The organism is Microcoleus sp. Aus8_D2 (assembly GCF_036702665.1).
Lineage (GTDB): Bacteria > Cyanobacteriota > Cyanobacteriia > Cyanobacteriales > Microcoleaceae > Microcoleus.
This window is the reverse complement of record NZ_JAUBUN010000014.1, coordinates 5712-22830: the sequence shown is the minus strand read 5'-3', so window position 1 is coordinate 22830 and position 17119 is coordinate 5712. Positions and strand designations below refer to the sequence as shown.

Genomic DNA, 17119 nt, shown 5'->3' with positions numbered 1-17119 from the left:
AGTTCGTAGTGAGGACTTCAGTCCTTCTTGCTCTTGCGGACTAAAGTCCTCACTACAAACCTCTATTAAAATAAGTTCGTAGTGAGGACTTCAGTCCTTCTTGCTCTTGCGGACTAAAGTCCTCACTACAAACCTCTATTAAAATAAGTTTGTAGTGAGGACTTCTGTCCTGCTTGCGGAGGAAAGTCCAATATAAATAATTATCTCCTAGTCTTGAGCAAATGAAAAAATATCCTATCGTTGGTATCACAACTTACAGCCGCAGTCAAGCAGGCGAATATTGCCTCAATGGAGCTTATATTGATGCAGTGCAGGCGGCAGGCGGTATTCCGATTTTACTGCCGCCCAATCAATTAGATCCGGCTAGTATTTTTGATACCGTAGATGGTTTGATTTTTTCCGGGGGCGGAGATATCAATCCAGAAATTTATGGCGGTTTTGTCGATCGCACTGTTTACTCGGTTAACGCAGAACGCGACAATTTTGAGTTAAACTTAGCTAAGTTAGCTTTGAAGGCTGACATACCTGTGTTGGGGATTTGCCGGGGAATGCAAGTCTTGAATGTAGCCAGCGGCGGGAATTTGGTCGTGCACGTACCGGATGCTTACGGAGACGAGGTTACTCACCGACAAGAAAACCCGATTCGTGCGATCGAGCATATCATTGAAATCGATCCAAACAGCCGATTAGCAAAAATCATGGGAACCACCTCCACAAACGTTGTTTCTTGGCACCATCAAGCAGTGCAAACAATGATTCCCGGCTGGCAAATTGTAGCGCGAGCACCCGACGGTTTGATAGAAGCAATGGAGTATAAATATCATCCTTGGATGGTAGCACTTCAGTGGCATCCAGAAATGTCGCCCAAAAGTCTGCCAAACTGCGAAATTTTTCGGGCTTTCGTCGAAGCTGCTGCTTCAAAATTTATCAACTATACTAAATCTGCATGAAAATTATCGGCGCTGATTCTATACATTGAATTGTTCAATTACCTGCAATCAAAGACACAAAATTGCATCCTGACATCCGTTAAATCCCGTACATGGTTCGTTGTATATTGCTTATTCTTGATAGTCAGTATCTATCTCAATATCGAGGGTATCTTCATCTATTCTGACATATAGAACATTTGGGCGACAGCAAACTTGACAATCTTCGATGTAAGATTGCTCCATACCGCCGCTGATATCAACAAAAGTTGTACTCGGTTCGCCGCAGAAAGCACAATAATATTCAGCCGTTGTTTGCATCTTTTTCGCACTCTCTTTTTGTAACTTCGTGGCGGTAGCGAAACATATCTGTCAACCGCATTTCTACCCACCAACCTAACAGCAAATCGACAATTGGGCCGCCCGGTATCGAAAATGCGATCGCATCCGTCAATCTCGCCCGGCCATTTTCTGTGGTAAACTCATGTCGGTGAGTCCAACGCGCCATCGGCCCCTCAGTTTGTTCGTCAACAAACAAGCGATATTGTTCGCACTCAGTGTGAGTCGCCACCCATTTTACCGGAATCGGCCCCAACGAAAGACGAAATTCTGATACAGCACCCACATCGAGTCCCCCTTCGCGGCGGATGATTTTCACCGGTTGCCAAGGCGGAGTCAACAGTTGCAAAATATCCGGCCTTTCATAAAAGTTCCAAACTGTTTCAACGGTGGCATCAATCAGCGACGAATATCTAAAATTGGGCATTATTATAGTTGGGTTAGACAGTTAATTGCTGCGCTTCAGCATTTACAGTATTATCCTCTGTATCAGTACAAACAGCAACAGTTAATTTCAATCCCAAAGCCTTCAGCCAAGTTCCTAGATTGTAAATCGGATCGCTGCCTTGCTGCGACAGCAATTCATCCAGTTTTTTCAAATACAATTCATATTCTTCTGGAGTCATTTTTGGTTGACCCAAAGCTTCTGCTACATCGGTGAGTGCCTGTTTAAGCAGTTGAGGTTCAGGATCTTCTTCTTCAATTGTCGCGGTTATATAAGCGGCTGATAATGCCGGGTTTTTTCTGAGAGATTCAATCAAAAACGGATGATCGGGGATACTTTTAGTCATTGTTTTCACTCCTATTATAATCTGTCCAGTATTCTTTTGCTTGGCGGATATCTCGGTTTTGAGTGCTTTTATCTCCACCGCAGAGAAGAATCACAATTGTTGTTCCTACTTGCCCAAAATAGATTCTAAAACCAGGGCCATAGTCTATTCTGAGTTCGCACACTCCTTCTCCAACTGAACGATAGTCTCCAAAATTGCCACTAACAACCCGATTTAGCCTAGATCTAATTTTGGCTTGAGTATTGGCATCTTTGAAGGAATCAAACCACTCAGCGAAAGGTACTCTACCCTCGGAGGTGATATAACGCTGAATTTCCTTGGGTTGGACTTCTGGCATAATTATATTATAGCTGGGTTAGACGGTTAATTGCTGCACTTCAGCATTTGCAGTATTATCCTCTGTATCAGTACAAACAGCAACAGTTAATTTCAATCCCAAAGCCTTCAGCCAAGTTCCTAGATTGTAAATCGTATCGCTGCCTTGCTGCGACAGCAATTCATCCAGTTTTTTTAAGTACAATTCATATTCTTCGGGAGTCATTTTTGGTTGACCCAAAGCTTCTGCTACATGACTGAAAGAAAGTCTGATTAATGTTTCATCAGGTTCTTCGCCTTCATCTAATTCAAAATGAGTTTCGAGATATACAGCCGCATAACTAGGGGCTTTTAGTGGCGACATCAAAAACTCATGATACGGTAAATTTTTAGGCATTTTTTAACTCCTATTAATTCAACACGTAGCGACAGTTTAAGGATTACGCATGGGGTTCAAAACCCGGTTTCTACGATTTTTTGGGTTGAGTAACTATCGATCTACGAAGAAACCTGGTTTATGAGTTTAGCCCTCATTTTATATTGTTAATAGCAATTATGAAAAGTAGCGGTACATATAGATTGTACGCGAACATCTGTAGGGACACGGCATTGCCGGGTTCTTACGCATTGCTTTCGCATCCCCTATTTCCTAACTCGTCAACTGCAAATCCTCCGTTTTAAAATGAGTCATCGCCTCAGCCAAATGCTTCTTCAAAGTCGCCTCCGGTAGCGGCCCTTTCAAATGACTCCAAGGCAAAACCTGATGCAAATCCCACTCTTGAAAAACATAAAAATCCATCTCCGGTAACTCTCCCCGCAACTCCTTAAAAGCGCGCCGATAGCTGCCCAAAGTATCGCCGTAATGCCGCACCAACTCCAACAGCCGAGACAACCTGCGATCGCCCTTCGATAGCAAACCCTGAATCACAGACCAGTTATAGCTTTCAGGTCTAAATTCTAATCCCAACTTCCGCAATTCTTTATCTAAAAACTTCAGCCTCTTCTCCGCATCTTTATTCACACCAAACCACTGGAAAGGAGTGTGAGATTTCGGCACAAAAGTGCTGCATCCCAGAGTTAAGCGCAAACCAGGAACAGCTTTTCTAATCGCCTTCATCATCGCCACAGTTTCTTCCAAATCCTCCATCTCTTCCCCGGGAATTCCCGCCATCCCGTAAAGTTTAATTCCCTTTAAGCCGCCAGCCTTAGCATTGATAGCAGCTTGGATGATTTCATCGTTAGTGAGTTTTTTGTTGACAATTTTGCGGAGACGTTCGCTACCGCTTTCCACCGCAATCGTTACAGATTTGCTATCTCTGTTCGTCAATATTTCCGCCAATTTAACTGTCACCGTATTCGTGCGTACCGAAGAAAGACTCAGCCGCACGCCGTCGTATTTCGGATGGTTTAAATGCTCCAGTAACGCTTCAAATTCCGGGTGCTGAGTCACAGAAGCACCCAACAAACCCAAACGATTAGTCACAGCTAAACCGATCTCGATCGCCGGAATTAGCGAATCCTCCAAACTCGCAGTTCTAAATGGTAAAGTGAGATAACTTGCCAAACAAAAACGGCACATTTCCGGACAACTCCGCACCACTTCCACCATATAAATATTTTCCCACGCTGCCTTTTCTGTCACCACAGTCGAAGCAGACAAAGTATTGCCGCGATAAGTCTGTTTTTCCACTACACTCGGAATTTCAGAATCCACAGGCTGAATCGATTCAATCCCCGCAGTCGCATCCAAATAAGTTACTTCGTACAAACTGGGAACGTAAACCCCCGGAACTTGGGCTAAATGCCGCAATTTAGTTTGTCTGTCGGCGCTACGAACTTCTTTACAAGCCTCAATAAAATTATCAATGAGATTTTCGCCATCTCCCAGCAAAATGACATCAAAAAAATCTGCAAAAGGTTCGGGATTAGCCGTGAAAACCGGGCCGCCACCGAATACTATTGGATGATTATCAGTTCTTTGTGACGCCCAAATCGGAATTTCTAGAGATTCCAATAAATTGAGAATATTTACATAATCAAGTTCCCAAGAAAGCGAAAATCCCAGTAATTCTGGATGTCGGGGAAGTTGTTCGCGGATATCAGTAAATAAACGGCTGACTTCAAGATCCGATCGCACGGCCAAAGTTGCCCATACTATCTGATAGCCGAGACTGGTGATGCCAACCGTGTACTCGTTGGGAAATGCAAAAATAGTCCCAATAGCATCAGCATCGGGGGTTGCTGGGGAAAATAGTAGCCGTTCTTGGGCAAATGGATTAGGAGTCACTGGCAAGTTTAGCTTTAGGAATAAATCTGTTTCTACCTCATTTTAAGGCATTACCAAATAAAAGTTATTTAGTCCTGGACGCACGGGTGGCCAGAAACCGGGTTTTTGCGAGAAGACGCGCTGTGATTCGCTTACTTTGGGAAAAAACCCGGTTTCTGAGTCGGAGTGCGTCCAGGACTGTTATTGTAGGGTTCCTCATGGCTGAATATTTTAACTACAAACTAAGAATCTCCTCCCTGACGCACCCTAGGGTTAGTTATCGGTTACATCCGTTACATCCCGTAGCTTCTTGCTGAATTTCCTGCTTCAAAGTTACTCTGAAATAGAATCGCTCTCCTCTCGGTTTCTCGGCGGCGGTGCACCGTGAAAAGTTGCAATCAGCAAACAGATAATCCCAGCATTAATAAACACATCGGCCAGATTAAACACCGGGAACCGAATTATCCGAAAATCGATAAAATCTACCACGTGGCCCAAAATAAATCGATCGATCCCGTTACCCAGTGCGCCCCCCAAAATCAAACCGTAGCCCGATTGTTCCCAGCGGTTAATTCGCGGCCCGAACCAAGCCAGCACCATCAATCCCACACTCACGCCCAAAGACAGCCAGCGCAACCAACTCGCCCCGCCATTGCTAAACAAACTAAAAGCCGCACCGGTATTAACAACATAGGTGAAGTGAAATATCCCCGGTAACAGCGGCTGAGTCTGCGGGGGAACTGTCAAGTCAAAATTTTGCACCACCCAAAATTTACTCAGGTGGTCTAAAACTAAACTGATAATAGCAGCAACCCAGAATAACGGATTTCTTTTAAAGCGCATGGATTAGGCAGTAGAATATAGAACATCGGGCCGGAAACAAGTTACGCAAATTTCCGAGTCGCAGTGAGATTGCTCACCAATGCGCAAACACAGTATAACCTAATATCATAACTAATGACTAATGACTAATGACTAATGACTAATGACTAATGACTAATGACTAATGACTAATTAATAAAACATCAAACGGCGCAAAGTAAACGACAGAAGTGCGATCGCACAAACCACAGCCAATTGTCCCGGCAGAGGATAAACCGAATATTTGAGAATCTCATTGAACAAAGGTGTTTTTTTGCCCGGAATCAGCAAGTAATTAAAAATCAGATACATTAAGCCGATCGCGTGAACTGTAAATAAACCGCACAAACAACTAAATGCCATCGATTCCAACCGTGAAGCTACTTTAAAAGCGACCCAGCCGCACACCCAAGCACCAGGCACAAAACCCAACAAATACCCAAAACTCGCTTCTTTAATATAGCCGATGCCACCACCTTGAGCAAAAACGGGCCACAAAGTCAATCCTAATACCAAATAGGCAATTTGCGAGAGAGCCGCAGCATTTTTTCCGCCCATACACCCTACTAGCAATACTGCTCCAATTTGATAAGTAACACCTAAAGAGTACGCCTGAAGTCCGCGATCGTCCCAAAACCCGATCGGCATTGTCACAGATGCAGGCAAAAAAGTGCCTCCTATCGTTAGGAGCAAACCAATAACAGCCCAGATTAATTCGATAGGAGCAGGCATTATAGCAGATGTTGAAGGAAGAAGGTATTCAGTCAGATGCAAGCTGGAATGCCCGCAGCATTTAAGTTCTCAATACTAGCACCTTGTCAAAACAACCACCATTGTAGGGTTTTATGGTTCTCAAGTCTGGATAGGACGATCGCCTAATGGGGAATTGTTCGCGATCGGGCGATCGAATACTTCTTTCCCTACCAATTTATATTGCCCATACCTTATAACATCACACCAGTCAAGCTCATCAAATCAATTTAATTGATTAATAATATTAATATTAAAATGTGATTAAATGTAAAGATTCTTAACCTAACCTTTACTTTCGCGCGATATGCTGGTGCGGGACACCCGTATAACGATCGCAACTTTCCTATACTTATGCTTTTTCGTATCAACTTGATTAATTCAAATCGTCTGACTACCGGAATTTCCGCAATGGCGATCGCCCTGAGCTTAGCAGCTTGCGGCGGCGGCAGCACAACCAGCAGCAACCCCAGCCCCGGCGACACCGCAGCATCCCCCGGTGCATCCCCCGTTGCAGCAGCAACCAACACCAAACTCGCCCTCGCCTCAGACGTAGCAATCACAGCAGCAGGCGCCTCATTCCCCGCACCTCTATATCAGCGTTGGTTTCAAGACTTCAACAAAATCAACTCCAAAGTACAAATCAACTATCAATCAGTAGGTAGTGGCGCCGGCATCGAACAATTCACCAAAGGCACAGTAGACTTTGGGGCCAGCGACACCGCCATGAAAGACGACGAAATTGCCAAAGTTCCCGCAGACAAAGGCGTGCTCTTGCTCCCAATGACAGCCGGCAGCATCGTCATCGGCTACAACCTGCCAGACGTACCCGAACTAAAACTGCCCAGAGAGGTTTACACAGAAATCTTCCAAGGTAAAATTACCAAGTGGAACGACCCTAAAATTGCCACAGCCAATCCAGGCGCTAAATTGCCAGACCAAGCCATCACCGTCGTCCACCGTTCCGACGGTAGTGGCACAACAGCCGTCTTTACCAAACACCTGAGTGCCATCAGCCCCGACTGGAAAACAGCAGTAGGCGACGGCAAAACAGTAGAGTGGCCCAAAAGTGGTACTTTTATTGGTGCAAAAGGCAACGAAGGCATCACAGCCCAAATCCTGCAAACCGCAGGCAGCATCGGCTACACAGAATACGGCTATGCCAAAAACAACAACGTCAAATTTGCATCTTTGCAAAACAAAGCAGGCACGTTTGTCACACCTACCGACGACTCAACTTCTAAAGCTCTAGCAACAGTGCCCCTGCCGGAAAATATGCGAGCATTTATCGAAGACCCCGAAGGCGCTGACTCCTATCCAATTGTCACCTATACTTGGATGCTCGTCCCCAAAAAAGTTGCTGACCCCAACAAAGCTAAAGCCATCGAGGCAATGGTTGAATACGGCTTAACCGAAGGTCAAAAAGTTAGTGCTGAATTGGGCTACGTTCCTCTGCCTCAAAGCGTCAAAGAAAAAGTTGCTAAGGCTGCTGACGACATCAGCCCCGACTACAAGATTGAGATTGGCAAATAGTAATTGAAGGAAGTTCGGCAACGGATTTTTTAACGGATGTAACGGATGTAACGGATGAATGTTGAAGTCCCAGGGAAGAGGGAATAAGTCCGAAGAAAAAAGGAATAAAAAAAAATCTGTAGGGGCGGGTTTTTCCAGAAATATTTGTTGAAAAGTCAGGAGATTAATCAACCCGCCTTTTTTTAGATCGGAATCTGTACATCAGTGGTGAAACCCTCTCTTTGCCTCTCTTCTCCTCCTGCCGGTGGAACAGGCGCCCCGCCTGTGCATTTATTCAGTTCCTTGTAGCTTCTTCCCAAAAAGGCTATTTTTCCTTAATATTTTGAGGATTTTTATCTATGACTTCAGATAATAACAGCACTCAATTAGACAGCCGTTCTCGCTCTCCCATAGAAAAGTCCTTAGACCAAGGCTTTATCTGGCTGACTCGGATTTTGGGAATAGGAGTTGGTGTAATTTTGTTGGTAATCGCGCTCACTGTTGCTTACAGAGCCTTACCAGCTATGCAACAGTACGGTTTGGGCTTTCTGTTTGGCAGTGCTTGGAATCCCGTTAAGGAAGAGTACGGTGCGCTGCCGATGATTTACGGGACGATCGTCAGTTCGGCGATCGCGCTCCTAATTGCGGTACCATTAGGAGTAGGGACTGCGATCTTCTTGAGCGAAGATTTTTTGCCGCTCCCAGTGCGCACAGCTTTAGTTTTTTTAGTAGAACTTTTAGCCGCCATTCCCAGCGTAGTCTACGGTTTGTGGGGAATTGCTGTATTGATTCCCATACTTACCAGCATCGGAAAGTTTCTCAACGGTAACTTCGGATGGCTGCCGATTTTTAGCACTCCGCCCGTTGGGCCGGGAATGTTACCCGCCGGAGTAATCTTGGGGATTATGACTTTGCCCATTATTACTGCTATCTCCCGCGACTCTTTAGCCAGTCTCCCGCCCGAATTGCGACAAGCATCTCTAGGTTTGGGAGCAACTCGCTGGACAACAATTTTTAGAGTGCTCGTACCAGCGGCTTTTTCCGGGATTGTCGGCGGAATTATGCTCGGTCTGGGCCGCGCCATGGGAGAAACAATGGCAGCCACTCTGTTAATTGGCAATTCCAATCAGTTAAGTGCTTCTGTGCTAGCTCCTGCAAATACCATTGCTTCTTTGATGGCAAATCAATTTGCCGAAGCTTCGGGATTGCAAGTTTCAGCTCTGATGTACACGGGGCTAATTCTGTTTGTTATGACACTGATTGTTAATGTTTTGGCAGAGTGGATTGTTTCTCAAGTAAGAGCCAAGTACAACTAGAAGTTTGCCGCAATTTCCTACATAGCTTTATTTATGTCAAATCCCGTCTCTGACGAGAATTCTTTAGAACAGAAAGCAGGCAGTTTAAAGAAGGTCAAAAATAGCCCAAGAACTCTGTTAAATCTGGCGATGACCGCAATAGCTGGAGCTTGCATGGCTATCACTCTGCTGCCTTTGTTTGCAGTTCTTTCCTACGTAACAATACAGGGTTTTAACCGCCTAAATTTAGACTTATTTACCAAATTGCCACCCCCGCCCGGACTGTCGGGAGGTGGTATCGCTAATGCCATGCTCGGTACTTTAATGACCGTAGGAATTGCTGCTCTAATTGCTGTTCCTTTTGGGGTATTGGCAGCCGTTTATTTGTCAGAGTTCAGCAGCGGCGAAGTCGCTCGCTGGGTGCGCTTTGCAACTAATGTTCTCAGCGGAGTTCCATCGATTATTGCAGGTGTATTTGCCTACGGTTTGTTCGTGGTAAATATGGGAGGTTTTTCGGCAATTGCAGGGGGCGCGGCGCTCGCTGTGCTGATGTTGCCGACGATTGTGCGGACTACTGACGAAGCTCTACAAATCGTCCCGCAGGATATTAGATGGGCGTCAGTTGGTGTAGGCGCTTCTAATTATCAAACCGTGTTGCAGGTGGTTTTACCTGCGGCAATTCCGGCTATTTTAACTGGTGTGACTTTGGCAGTTGCTCGTGCTGCTGGAGAAACTGCTCCTTTGATTTTCACGGCGCTGAATTCGCCTTTTTGGCCGGCGGGATTTGATAAGCCAACTCCGAGTCTTTCGGTTTTGGTTTACAACTTTGCAACGGTTCCTTTTAAGGCACAGAAAGAGTTGGCTTGGGCGGCATCTTTGATTTTGGTGTTGATGGTTTTGCTGACGAGTATTCTGTCTCGTTGGGCTACTCGCCAAAAGGTTTATTAGTCATTGGTCATTAGTCATTGGTCATTTGTAAAATTAGATTGGAGTATTCAGTGTATGATGAATTTGGCACAAAAGAATGAAACTGTTTTACGTACTGAGAATATCAATATTTTTTACGGCGCTTTTCACGCAGTAAAAAATGTTTGTATGGAGATTCCCAAAAATCAGATTACTGCTTTGATCGGGCCGTCTGGCTGCGGTAAAAGTACGATTCTGCGATGTTTTAACCGCCTCAACGATTTAGTAAACGGTTTTCGTTTAGATGGCAGAATTGATTACTACGGTCAAAATATTTACGCTCCTGATATTGATGCTGTGGAGGTGCGCCGCAAGATTGGGATGGTGTTTCAAAAGCCGAATCCTTTCCCGAAGTCGATTTATGACAATATTGCTTACGGTGCGAGGGTGAATAATTATAAGGGAGATATGGATGAGCTGGTGGAAAAGTCGCTCAAACAAGCTTATTTGTGGGATGAGGTGAAGGATAAGCTTAAGGAAAGCGGTTTTTCGCTTTCGGGCGGCCAGCAGCAGCGTTTGTGTATTGCTCGGGCGATCGCGATTAATCCTGATGTAGTGTTGATGGATGAACCTTGCGCTTCTCTTGACCCGATTTCGACGATTAAGATTGAGGATTTGATGCGGGAACTCAAGGAGAAGTATACGATTGTCATAGTTACTCACAATATGCAGCAGGCTACTCGGGTTTCTGACCTGACTGCTTTTTTCAATGCTAAGCTTTCGGACGATGGGAAGCGGTTTGGCTATCTTGTTGAGTGTGACAGAACTGAGGTGATTTTCCAAAATCCGAAGGAAGAGTCTACGATGGATTATGTGAGCGGCCGTTTTGGTTGATTTGCGAGTGTCTCCGTAGGGTGTGTTAATCCCTACATTTTATCTAAAATTTGACGGCGATGTACCTGACTGTTCCTAGGGTGTGTCGTCATTTTTAAGCCTTAAATTATGTCTATAATCTGATGCCGACGTAGATTATATCATTTCCCAAAAAGATTGCCACAATATATAGCCTTTCTCAAAAAGGTGAGGTACAGGTTCTGATTTTAGATTTTAGATTTTAGATTTTAGATTGGGGGATTGAGGGATTGAGGGATTGAGGGATTAATACCTCATCTTTCTGAGAACTGCTATATTTTTGGTTTTTTTTGACAATCGTTCTTGAAGGGTGGTGGTGCGTCCCTCGCTTGATTTTCTGTGTTGATTCGGAGATTTATCGCGGGCGACGCACTCTACGGATACAAATTTGGTGGTGGTGCGTCGCTCGCTTGATTTTCTGTGTTGATTCGGAGATTTATCGCGGGCGACGCACCCTACGGATACAAATTTGCACATGATATGACTGAAGAATCCCGGTTTCTTGGAGAAACCGGGATTCTTGATTTTTATGTTTAAAAGCTCGATCGTACTTTTTGCAGATACAAGCCGCTGATTTTGCTGAATAAATTCTCGAAAGGCTCACATTTTCTTCATCCAATGCTTTAATAGGTTTTCTTTGACCATGTTTTGTCGCATTACTTCTAGCAGGTATTCCTGAGCTTGGTCTTGGCTCAAGCTCTTGACTTGTTCGCGCAGCACTTGCAATTTAAACTGTTGTTCCATGCTGAGGCTGGTTGTATGCATATCCATAAATCGCTCCTCCAGTTTGTTACATGAGATAAATCGAGACCAGATAGATCGGAATGACGTTCCGCAGGCTTTGTTGTGTCTCCTACATTGTAAACTATCATAACATCTGCTTGACAATATGTCCAAAGTACACATTTTGAAACTAATTTGTGTCGCAAAAGTACATCTAAGTGGGGGGAGCTTTATCATAAAACAGGGGTAAAACCGGGAAGCCTAAGCCAAAGGAGCTAGTTTGTATGGATGCAATGGAGTTTTTTCAGAGCAGTGCTGGGGAGTGGCGATCGCAGCGCAGCACTCACCACCTCGCTTTCCGCCAAGCGGAGATTGGGGATTCAAATATTCAGGTGACGGCGCTGGCTGCCGATGACGATCGGGTGGCTGAGATTTGCCAGATGCACGATGTCGATCCGAGTCGGGCTGCTGGAGGAGCTTTTGTGACTTGGCACGGCACTATGGCGTGGGATAAGGATGATGAGAATCATAAAGGGTCTACGGTGTTCGCGATCGTCCCCGATCCTGAAAATCCGCGGCAGGGTTTGATGTTGCGGGAACGGGGCTATGCGGAAATTACGCCGGTGGCTGGCCGTTTTGAGATGGATGATGAGGATGCGCTGCTGCTGATTACCGAATATGAGACGATGAGTTCGATCGAGCGTTTTTGGTTTGCGAATCCCAACGTGCGGATGCGGACAAGTGCGGTAAAGCGCTTTGGCGGTTTCAGCACTTCGACTTTTTGTACGGAAGTTCGGGTGGAACCAGACTCGGATGCAGCGGCTCCAGCCGCCGATAAGGAACCGGTTGCTAGCGAGTTTTACTCGGCTCTGGGCTGGTAATTTGTCAGCTCGTTCTTATTCCGGCTCGTTCCCAGGCTCTGCCTGGGAATGCTCTGACGGAGGCTTTGCCTCCCCTTTGACGAGGCAGAGCTTCGCGGAGCGGCCGTTCCCTGGCAGAGCCTAGGAACGAGCGTTATCACCTCGTTTCCAGGCTCTGCCAGGAAATGCTCTGACTGAGGCTCTGCCTTGTCAAACGAGAGGCAGAGCCTCCCGGAGCGGCCGTTCCCTGGCAGAGCCTGGGAACAAGTCTTCCCTCTTCCTTCTTCCCTCTTCCCTCTTCCTTCTTCCCTCTTCCTTCTTCCTTCTTCCCTCTTCCCTCTTCCCTCTTCCTTCTTCCTTCCTTCAAGGTCAACAAATGTTACAGATTGTTGCAAAAATTCAGGAAAATCGGATTTAGATTGCGGGAATCCCCTAATCTGTATGTTGGTTAGTTGTATCCGTTATGCTGGCAGCTCGCGGTGTCAACTATTTCTGAAATTTGAGATAACGGAGATTTTAACGTGGCGCTTCCTTTATTAAGCTACGCCCCAAACAGCCAAAACCAGCGCGTTGCTGGTTATGAAGTAGGGGGCGACGAGCAGCCCAGAGTTTTCACAACTGAAAATGTGCTCTCGTCCGGGGACATGGAAAATTTGATTTGGGCTGGATATCGCCAGATTTACAGCGAACACCAAATCCTCAAGAGCAACCGCCAAAAGTCTTTGGAGTCGCAACTCAAGTTCGGCCAAATTACTGTGCGGGATTTCATTCGCGGTTTGGCGACTTCATCTCCTTTCTTGGAGCGGAATTACCAAACTAACAGCAACTACCGGTTTGTGGAAATGTGCGTGCAGCGCATTTTGGGCCGGGATGTGTACAGCGAGCGCGAAAAGATTGCTTGGTCGATCGTAGTTGCAACCAAGGGGCCTCAAGGGTTTATTGATCAGTTGGTCAATAGCGATGAGTACCTGGACAAGTTCGGCTACGATACAGTACCTTACCAACTGCGCCGAGTTTTGCCTCAGCGAGTTGGAGGGGAAACTCCTTTCAACCTGAAAACGCCCCGCTACAATGAGTACCACCGCTCGCAGCTCGGCTTCCCGCAAATCATTTGGCAGACGAGCGTTCGCCGTTTTGTTCCTCAAGAGCAGCAAGCGAAGGCTGGCGATCCGTCCAACTATTTGAATATGGCGCGCAATATGCCCATGCCTGCTACTCCGCCGCAGCGCGTGCCTCTGGCTAATATCAATATTGCCACGATGGTTCCTCGCCGCTAATTGATGCTGCTTGGTGCTATTGTTTGTGTCGGGCTATGGATTTAATCGATCGGCTTTTAGGCTGAGAGAGTTTTGAGTCTTGAGTTTTGAGGTTTGAGTTTTTTATTAAACTCGGAATCCAAAACTCAGGACTCATAATTGTTTGTCAGTGGTTAGTAGTTAGTGGTTAGTGGTTAGTGGTTAGTGGTTAGTGGTTAGTGGTTAGTGGTTAGTGGTTAGTGGTTAGTAGTTAGTGGTTAGTGGTTAGTAGTTAGTAGTTAGTAGTTAGTGGTTAGTGGTTAGTGGTTAGTGGTTAGTGGTTAGTGGTTAGTGGTTAGTAGTGCGAGCGTCCCCGCTCGCGAACAGTAGTTAGTAGTCATCAATTCCCAATTATTAATTCCCCATACCCAGTTACCAATTATCAAATATGAGCTCGCAGGCGCAATATTTTGAGCAGGGTGTTGAATTGATCGGGTAAAGGTGCGATCGCCTCAATCAACTCTCCGGTTAACGGATGCTGCAATTGCAGGCGCCATGCGTGGAGGGCTTGTCCGGTTAAATTTACGCCGATGGAACGGTTGCAACTGTACATGGGGTCGCCGACTATGGGATGTTTGATTTCGGCTGTATGGACGCGAATTTGATGGGTGCGGCCGGTTTCTAATTGATAGTGCATTAAGCAATAGTTGCCGATTCTTTCTTTGATTGTCCAGTGAGTAACGGAGGGGCGGCCGCCTTTTTCTACTGGTACTACTGCCATTTTTTTACGGTCTGTGGGATGTCGGCCGATGGGTAGGTCTATTGTACCTTTTTCGGTGCTGGGAACTCCGTAAACTATGCCTAAATATTCGCGGCGGGCGGTTTTGGTTTTGAGTTGGGCTTGTAAGTTTTGGTGGGCTGTGTCGGTTTTGGCGATCGCGATCGCACCTGTTGTATCTTTGTCTAATCTGTGGACGATTCCGGGGCGTTGAACTCCGCCGATTTCTGCGAGGGGACAGTGGGCTAACAGGGCGTTGACTAAGGTACCGTCTAGATGTCCGGCGGCTGGGTGGACGACTAATCCGGCTGGTTTGTTGATGATTATTAGGCTGTCATCTTCGTAGAGGATGTCTAGGGGAATTGCTTCGGCTTGTAATTTTGTGGGCTGGGCTTCGGGTAATGTGATGTGGATGCGATCGCCCGTTTTGACTGATATTTTTTTCGAGGTGCAGGTTTCGTCGTTGACTTTGACGTTGCCTTGTGATATGAGGGTTTGGATTCGCGATCTCGATAAATCCGGTATTTGGTTTGACAGCCAAATATCTAATCGTTGAGTGACATTAGTTTTATTAAATTCCTCTGTATTTTCTACCGTGTACATCTGTGTCGCAGTCTCTGTTTCTATCATTTACTTTTTACTGTTTTTTGCCGATTTTTGGGCTGAGTATCTGGGGCGAGAAACCAGGTTTCTACGAGTTTTGCGAACAGTCACGATAAATATAGGAAGAAACCCGGTTTCTGTGGGCTGAGTATCTGGGGCGAGAAACCGGGTTTCTACGAGTTTTGCAAACAGTTACGATAAATATAGGAAGAAACCCGGTTTCTGACAGCATCAACTATCTTAATCATAACATCTTTGAGTTAATTTACGATCGCACGGGTGGGGAGAAACCAGTTTTTTTCACCGCAATACTTCGTTTCTGTCGGCAGATTCGGTAAAAAACCAGGTTTCTGGGGTCGGAGTGCGTAAGTCCTTTGACTCTAATTGTCAATTCTATCGACAATTATCGCAGTGCCCGCAGCGCATAGATGTTGCTTCCTTGGTAAAGCCAAAAGCTTGCAGCAAAAATTGCCACCTGCACTCCCGATGTTTGAGATATTTTGCCATTTCTTCGGCGGCGGTAAAATTTTGTTTGGTGCCTTTTTGCTGTGCGGATTTGTCGATCGCATAATTAAAAGGATCTTCCCATCTTAACTGTCCGCTGCTGTGTAAGATTGAAAGGGCGAGATCACTTGCGGGAAATTCCCGCACCACAGCATCTACATCGCCTTTAACTGGCAGTTGTTTGGCCAACTGCTGGGCTTCTTGAAATTGCGATCGTAATTTATCTTGAAAAAATTGTGCTCTTTGTTTGTCATCGGGATAAAGCAAACCCGTCGGTTCGCTAATCAACGTCAGGGCGATCGCAGATTTGCCGTCGCGTCCGCCTCTACCAATTTCCTGAATGTATTCCGATAATAGCAAAGGTGCTTGAAAATGAACAACCCACCGCACATCCGGCTTATTAATTCCCATCCCGAAGGCGCAGGTACAAGTCACAAATTTAAGATCGTTATTCAGCCAAGCTGTTTCTATTCTTCGGCGCGATTCAGGATTCAAACCTGCATGATATGGTGCGGTTTTATAACCTGCATCTTCCAGCAAATCTGCTAAATTTTCGCTATCTTTTCTCGTGCGGACATAGACTAAACCTGCTTCTTTTGGTCGAGCTTTGATAAAATTTAATAACTGCTGCTTGCGTCCTCTGGGTGTCCAGACTGTCTGCACTTGCAGGTGCAAGTTAGAACGGTAGGGACTGAGCAAAAATGCTTCTGGCTTGTGCAGTTGCAAGACTTTTTTGATTGTCTGTTGCGCTTGGGGGTTTGCTGTAGCGGTGAAAGCTGCGATCGCAATTTTACTTCCTTCCGGCTTAGTTTTCAACAAAGCCGATCGCACTGTACCCAAACGGCGGTAAGCTGGGCGAAAGGTATCGCCCCACTGCACTAAACAGTGAGCTTCATCTAATATTAAACCGTTGATTGGTATGTGTGGCTGACTGATAATTTCCCAAACTGGTTTGCTGAGTAATGTTTCGGGAGACAGATACAGCAATCTCAACTTATTTTGTTGCAGCGATTGCATAGTTTGGCGGCGCTGCTGTGTTGGTAATTGACTGTGGAGGAGGGAAGCGGGTAAATTGCGATCGCGCAATTCTTGCACTTGATTTTCCATCAGTGCGACTAACGGCGAAATCACCAAAGTTAAGCCTGTTTGTAACAAAGCTGGCAGTTGAAAGCAGATTGATTTGCCGCCACCAGTCGGCATAATTATTATTGTATCTTTTCCGGCTAACAAACTGCTGACTATTTCTCCTTGGGGCGGCCGAAAGTCGTCGTATCCCCAGATTTTTTGGAAGGCGGCGCGGGCTTGATTTAATGATGTTAGTTCTGGTTGGTTTTTCATTTAGTTTAGTTCTCAAATTAGAAGTGTAAATTATACCAGACAGGACTTTAGTTCGCAATAAAAATTACAGTCGCACGCTAACCTCAGAAACCCGGTTTCTTTCGAGATTTCTCGTTCCTAGGCGCTAAATTTTCGTAGAAACCGGGTTTCTGGGCACATCATAAGCAGTAGGGTGCGTCAGCAAAAATCTTAGCTGTTAGCA

The 17119-nt window shown here is 45.7% G+C and carries 18 protein-coding genes; 7 read left to right on the top strand and 11 right to left on the bottom strand.

From position 1 onward, the window contains the following. Positions 1–221 precede the first annotated feature (221 nt). Complete coding sequence (locus QUB64_RS13425) at positions 222–950, top strand: gamma-glutamyl-gamma-aminobutyrate hydrolase family protein (RefSeq protein WP_333272533.1); 729 nt, start codon at positions 222–224, stop codon at positions 948–950. Positions 951–1061: 111 nt separating this feature from the next. Here QUB64_RS13425 and QUB64_RS13420 read toward each other — a convergent pair whose 3' ends face one another. The 8 genes from QUB64_RS13420 to QUB64_RS13385 form a co-directional block, all read right to left on the bottom strand. Next, positions 1062–1250, bottom strand: coding sequence for a CPXCG motif-containing cysteine-rich protein (locus QUB64_RS13420; RefSeq protein WP_006635525.1), 189 nt, complete (start codon positions 1248–1250; stop codon positions 1062–1064). Continuing rightward, a complete protein-coding gene (locus QUB64_RS13415) occupies positions 1234–1695 on the bottom strand; it encodes an SRPBCC family protein (protein WP_333272531.1) in 462 nt (153 codons plus the stop codon). Before QUB64_RS13415 ends, QUB64_RS13420 begins: the two co-directional genes overlap by 17 nt. 13 nt (positions 1696–1708) lie before the next feature. Further along, positions 1709–2059: a helix-turn-helix domain-containing transcriptional regulator gene (locus tag QUB64_RS13410; protein ID WP_333272529.1), complete on the bottom strand. Its 351-nt coding sequence runs from the start codon at positions 2057–2059 to the stop codon at positions 1709–1711. After that, the gene (locus QUB64_RS13405) at positions 2052–2396 is read right to left on the bottom strand and encodes a type II toxin-antitoxin system RelE/ParE family toxin (protein ID WP_333272527.1); all 345 of its coding nucleotides are present in this window, start codon (positions 2394–2396) and stop codon (positions 2052–2054) included. The genes QUB64_RS13410 and QUB64_RS13405 overlap by 8 nt, the downstream gene beginning before the upstream one ends. 18 nt (positions 2397–2414) lie before the next feature. After that, positions 2415–2771, bottom strand: a complete 357-nt coding sequence (locus tag QUB64_RS13400; protein WP_333272525.1) for a helix-turn-helix domain-containing transcriptional regulator — start codon at positions 2769–2771, stop codon at positions 2415–2417. Between the two features lie 252 nt (positions 2772–3023). Beyond that, positions 3024–4661, bottom strand: coding sequence for a B12-binding domain-containing radical SAM protein (locus QUB64_RS13395; protein ID WP_333272523.1), 1638 nt, complete (start codon positions 4659–4661; stop codon positions 3024–3026). Between the two features lie 312 nt (positions 4662–4973). Beyond that, complete coding sequence (gene lspA / locus QUB64_RS13390; RefSeq protein ID WP_333272519.1) at positions 4974–5483, bottom strand: signal peptidase II; 510 nt, start codon at positions 5481–5483, stop codon at positions 4974–4976. 171 nt (positions 5484–5654) lie between these two features. Then, entirely contained in the window at positions 5655–6233 is a 579-nt protein-coding gene (locus tag QUB64_RS13385) for a biotin transporter BioY (RefSeq protein WP_333272516.1), read from the bottom strand. A 372-nt stretch (positions 6234–6605) separates the two neighbouring features. Here QUB64_RS13385 and pstS point away from each other — a divergent pair, with 372 nt between their 5' ends. The 4 genes from pstS (at position 6606) to pstB (ending at position 10858) form a co-directional block, all read left to right on the top strand. Next, complete coding sequence (gene pstS / locus QUB64_RS13380) at positions 6606–7784, top strand: phosphate ABC transporter substrate-binding protein PstS (RefSeq protein ID WP_333272512.1); 1179 nt, start codon at positions 6606–6608, stop codon at positions 7782–7784. A 338-nt stretch (positions 7785–8122) separates the two neighbouring features. Beyond that, entirely contained in the window at positions 8123–9079 is a 957-nt protein-coding gene (pstC, locus tag QUB64_RS13375) for a phosphate ABC transporter permease subunit PstC (RefSeq protein ID WP_333272509.1), read from the top strand. Between the two features lie 33 nt (positions 9080–9112). Then, positions 9113–10006 carry a phosphate ABC transporter permease PstA gene (pstA, locus tag QUB64_RS13370; RefSeq protein ID WP_333272506.1) on the top strand — a complete coding sequence of 298 codons (894 nt, stop codon included), beginning with the start codon at positions 9113–9115 and terminating at the stop codon, positions 10004–10006. 54 nt (positions 10007–10060) lie between these two features. Beyond that, positions 10061–10858, top strand: a complete 798-nt coding sequence (gene pstB / locus QUB64_RS13365) for a phosphate ABC transporter ATP-binding protein PstB (RefSeq protein WP_442921658.1) — start codon at positions 10061–10063, stop codon at positions 10856–10858. A gap of 618 nt (positions 10859–11476) precedes the next feature. Here pstB and QUB64_RS13360 read toward each other — a convergent pair. Next, on the bottom strand, positions 11477–11647 hold the full coding sequence (locus QUB64_RS13360; RefSeq protein WP_333272503.1) for an NblA/ycf18 family protein: 171 nt from the start codon (positions 11645–11647) through the stop codon (positions 11477–11479). 236 nt (positions 11648–11883) lie between these two features. On the opposite strand from QUB64_RS13360, the gene QUB64_RS13355 reads away from it, so the two are divergent. Both QUB64_RS13355 and QUB64_RS13350 read left to right on the top strand, forming a co-directional pair. After that, on the top strand, positions 11884–12480 hold the full coding sequence (locus QUB64_RS13355) for a phycobiliprotein lyase (RefSeq protein ID WP_333272501.1): 597 nt from the start codon (positions 11884–11886) through the stop codon (positions 12478–12480). A 500-nt stretch (positions 12481–12980) separates the two neighbouring features. Then, on the top strand, positions 12981–13736 hold the full coding sequence (locus QUB64_RS13350) for a phycobilisome rod-core linker polypeptide (RefSeq protein WP_333272498.1): 756 nt from the start codon (positions 12981–12983) through the stop codon (positions 13734–13736). Positions 13737–14136: 400 nt separating this feature from the next. On the opposite strand, the gene QUB64_RS13345 is transcribed toward QUB64_RS13350, so the two are convergent. Further along, a complete protein-coding gene (locus tag QUB64_RS13345) occupies positions 14137–15075 on the bottom strand; it encodes an RluA family pseudouridine synthase (RefSeq protein WP_333272722.1) in 939 nt (312 codons plus the stop codon). Positions 15076–15468: 393 nt separating this feature from the next. Beyond that, entirely contained in the window at positions 15469–16917 is a 1449-nt protein-coding gene (locus QUB64_RS13340) for a RecQ family ATP-dependent DNA helicase (protein ID WP_333272495.1), read from the bottom strand. Between the last annotated feature and the right edge of the window lie 202 nt (positions 16918–17119).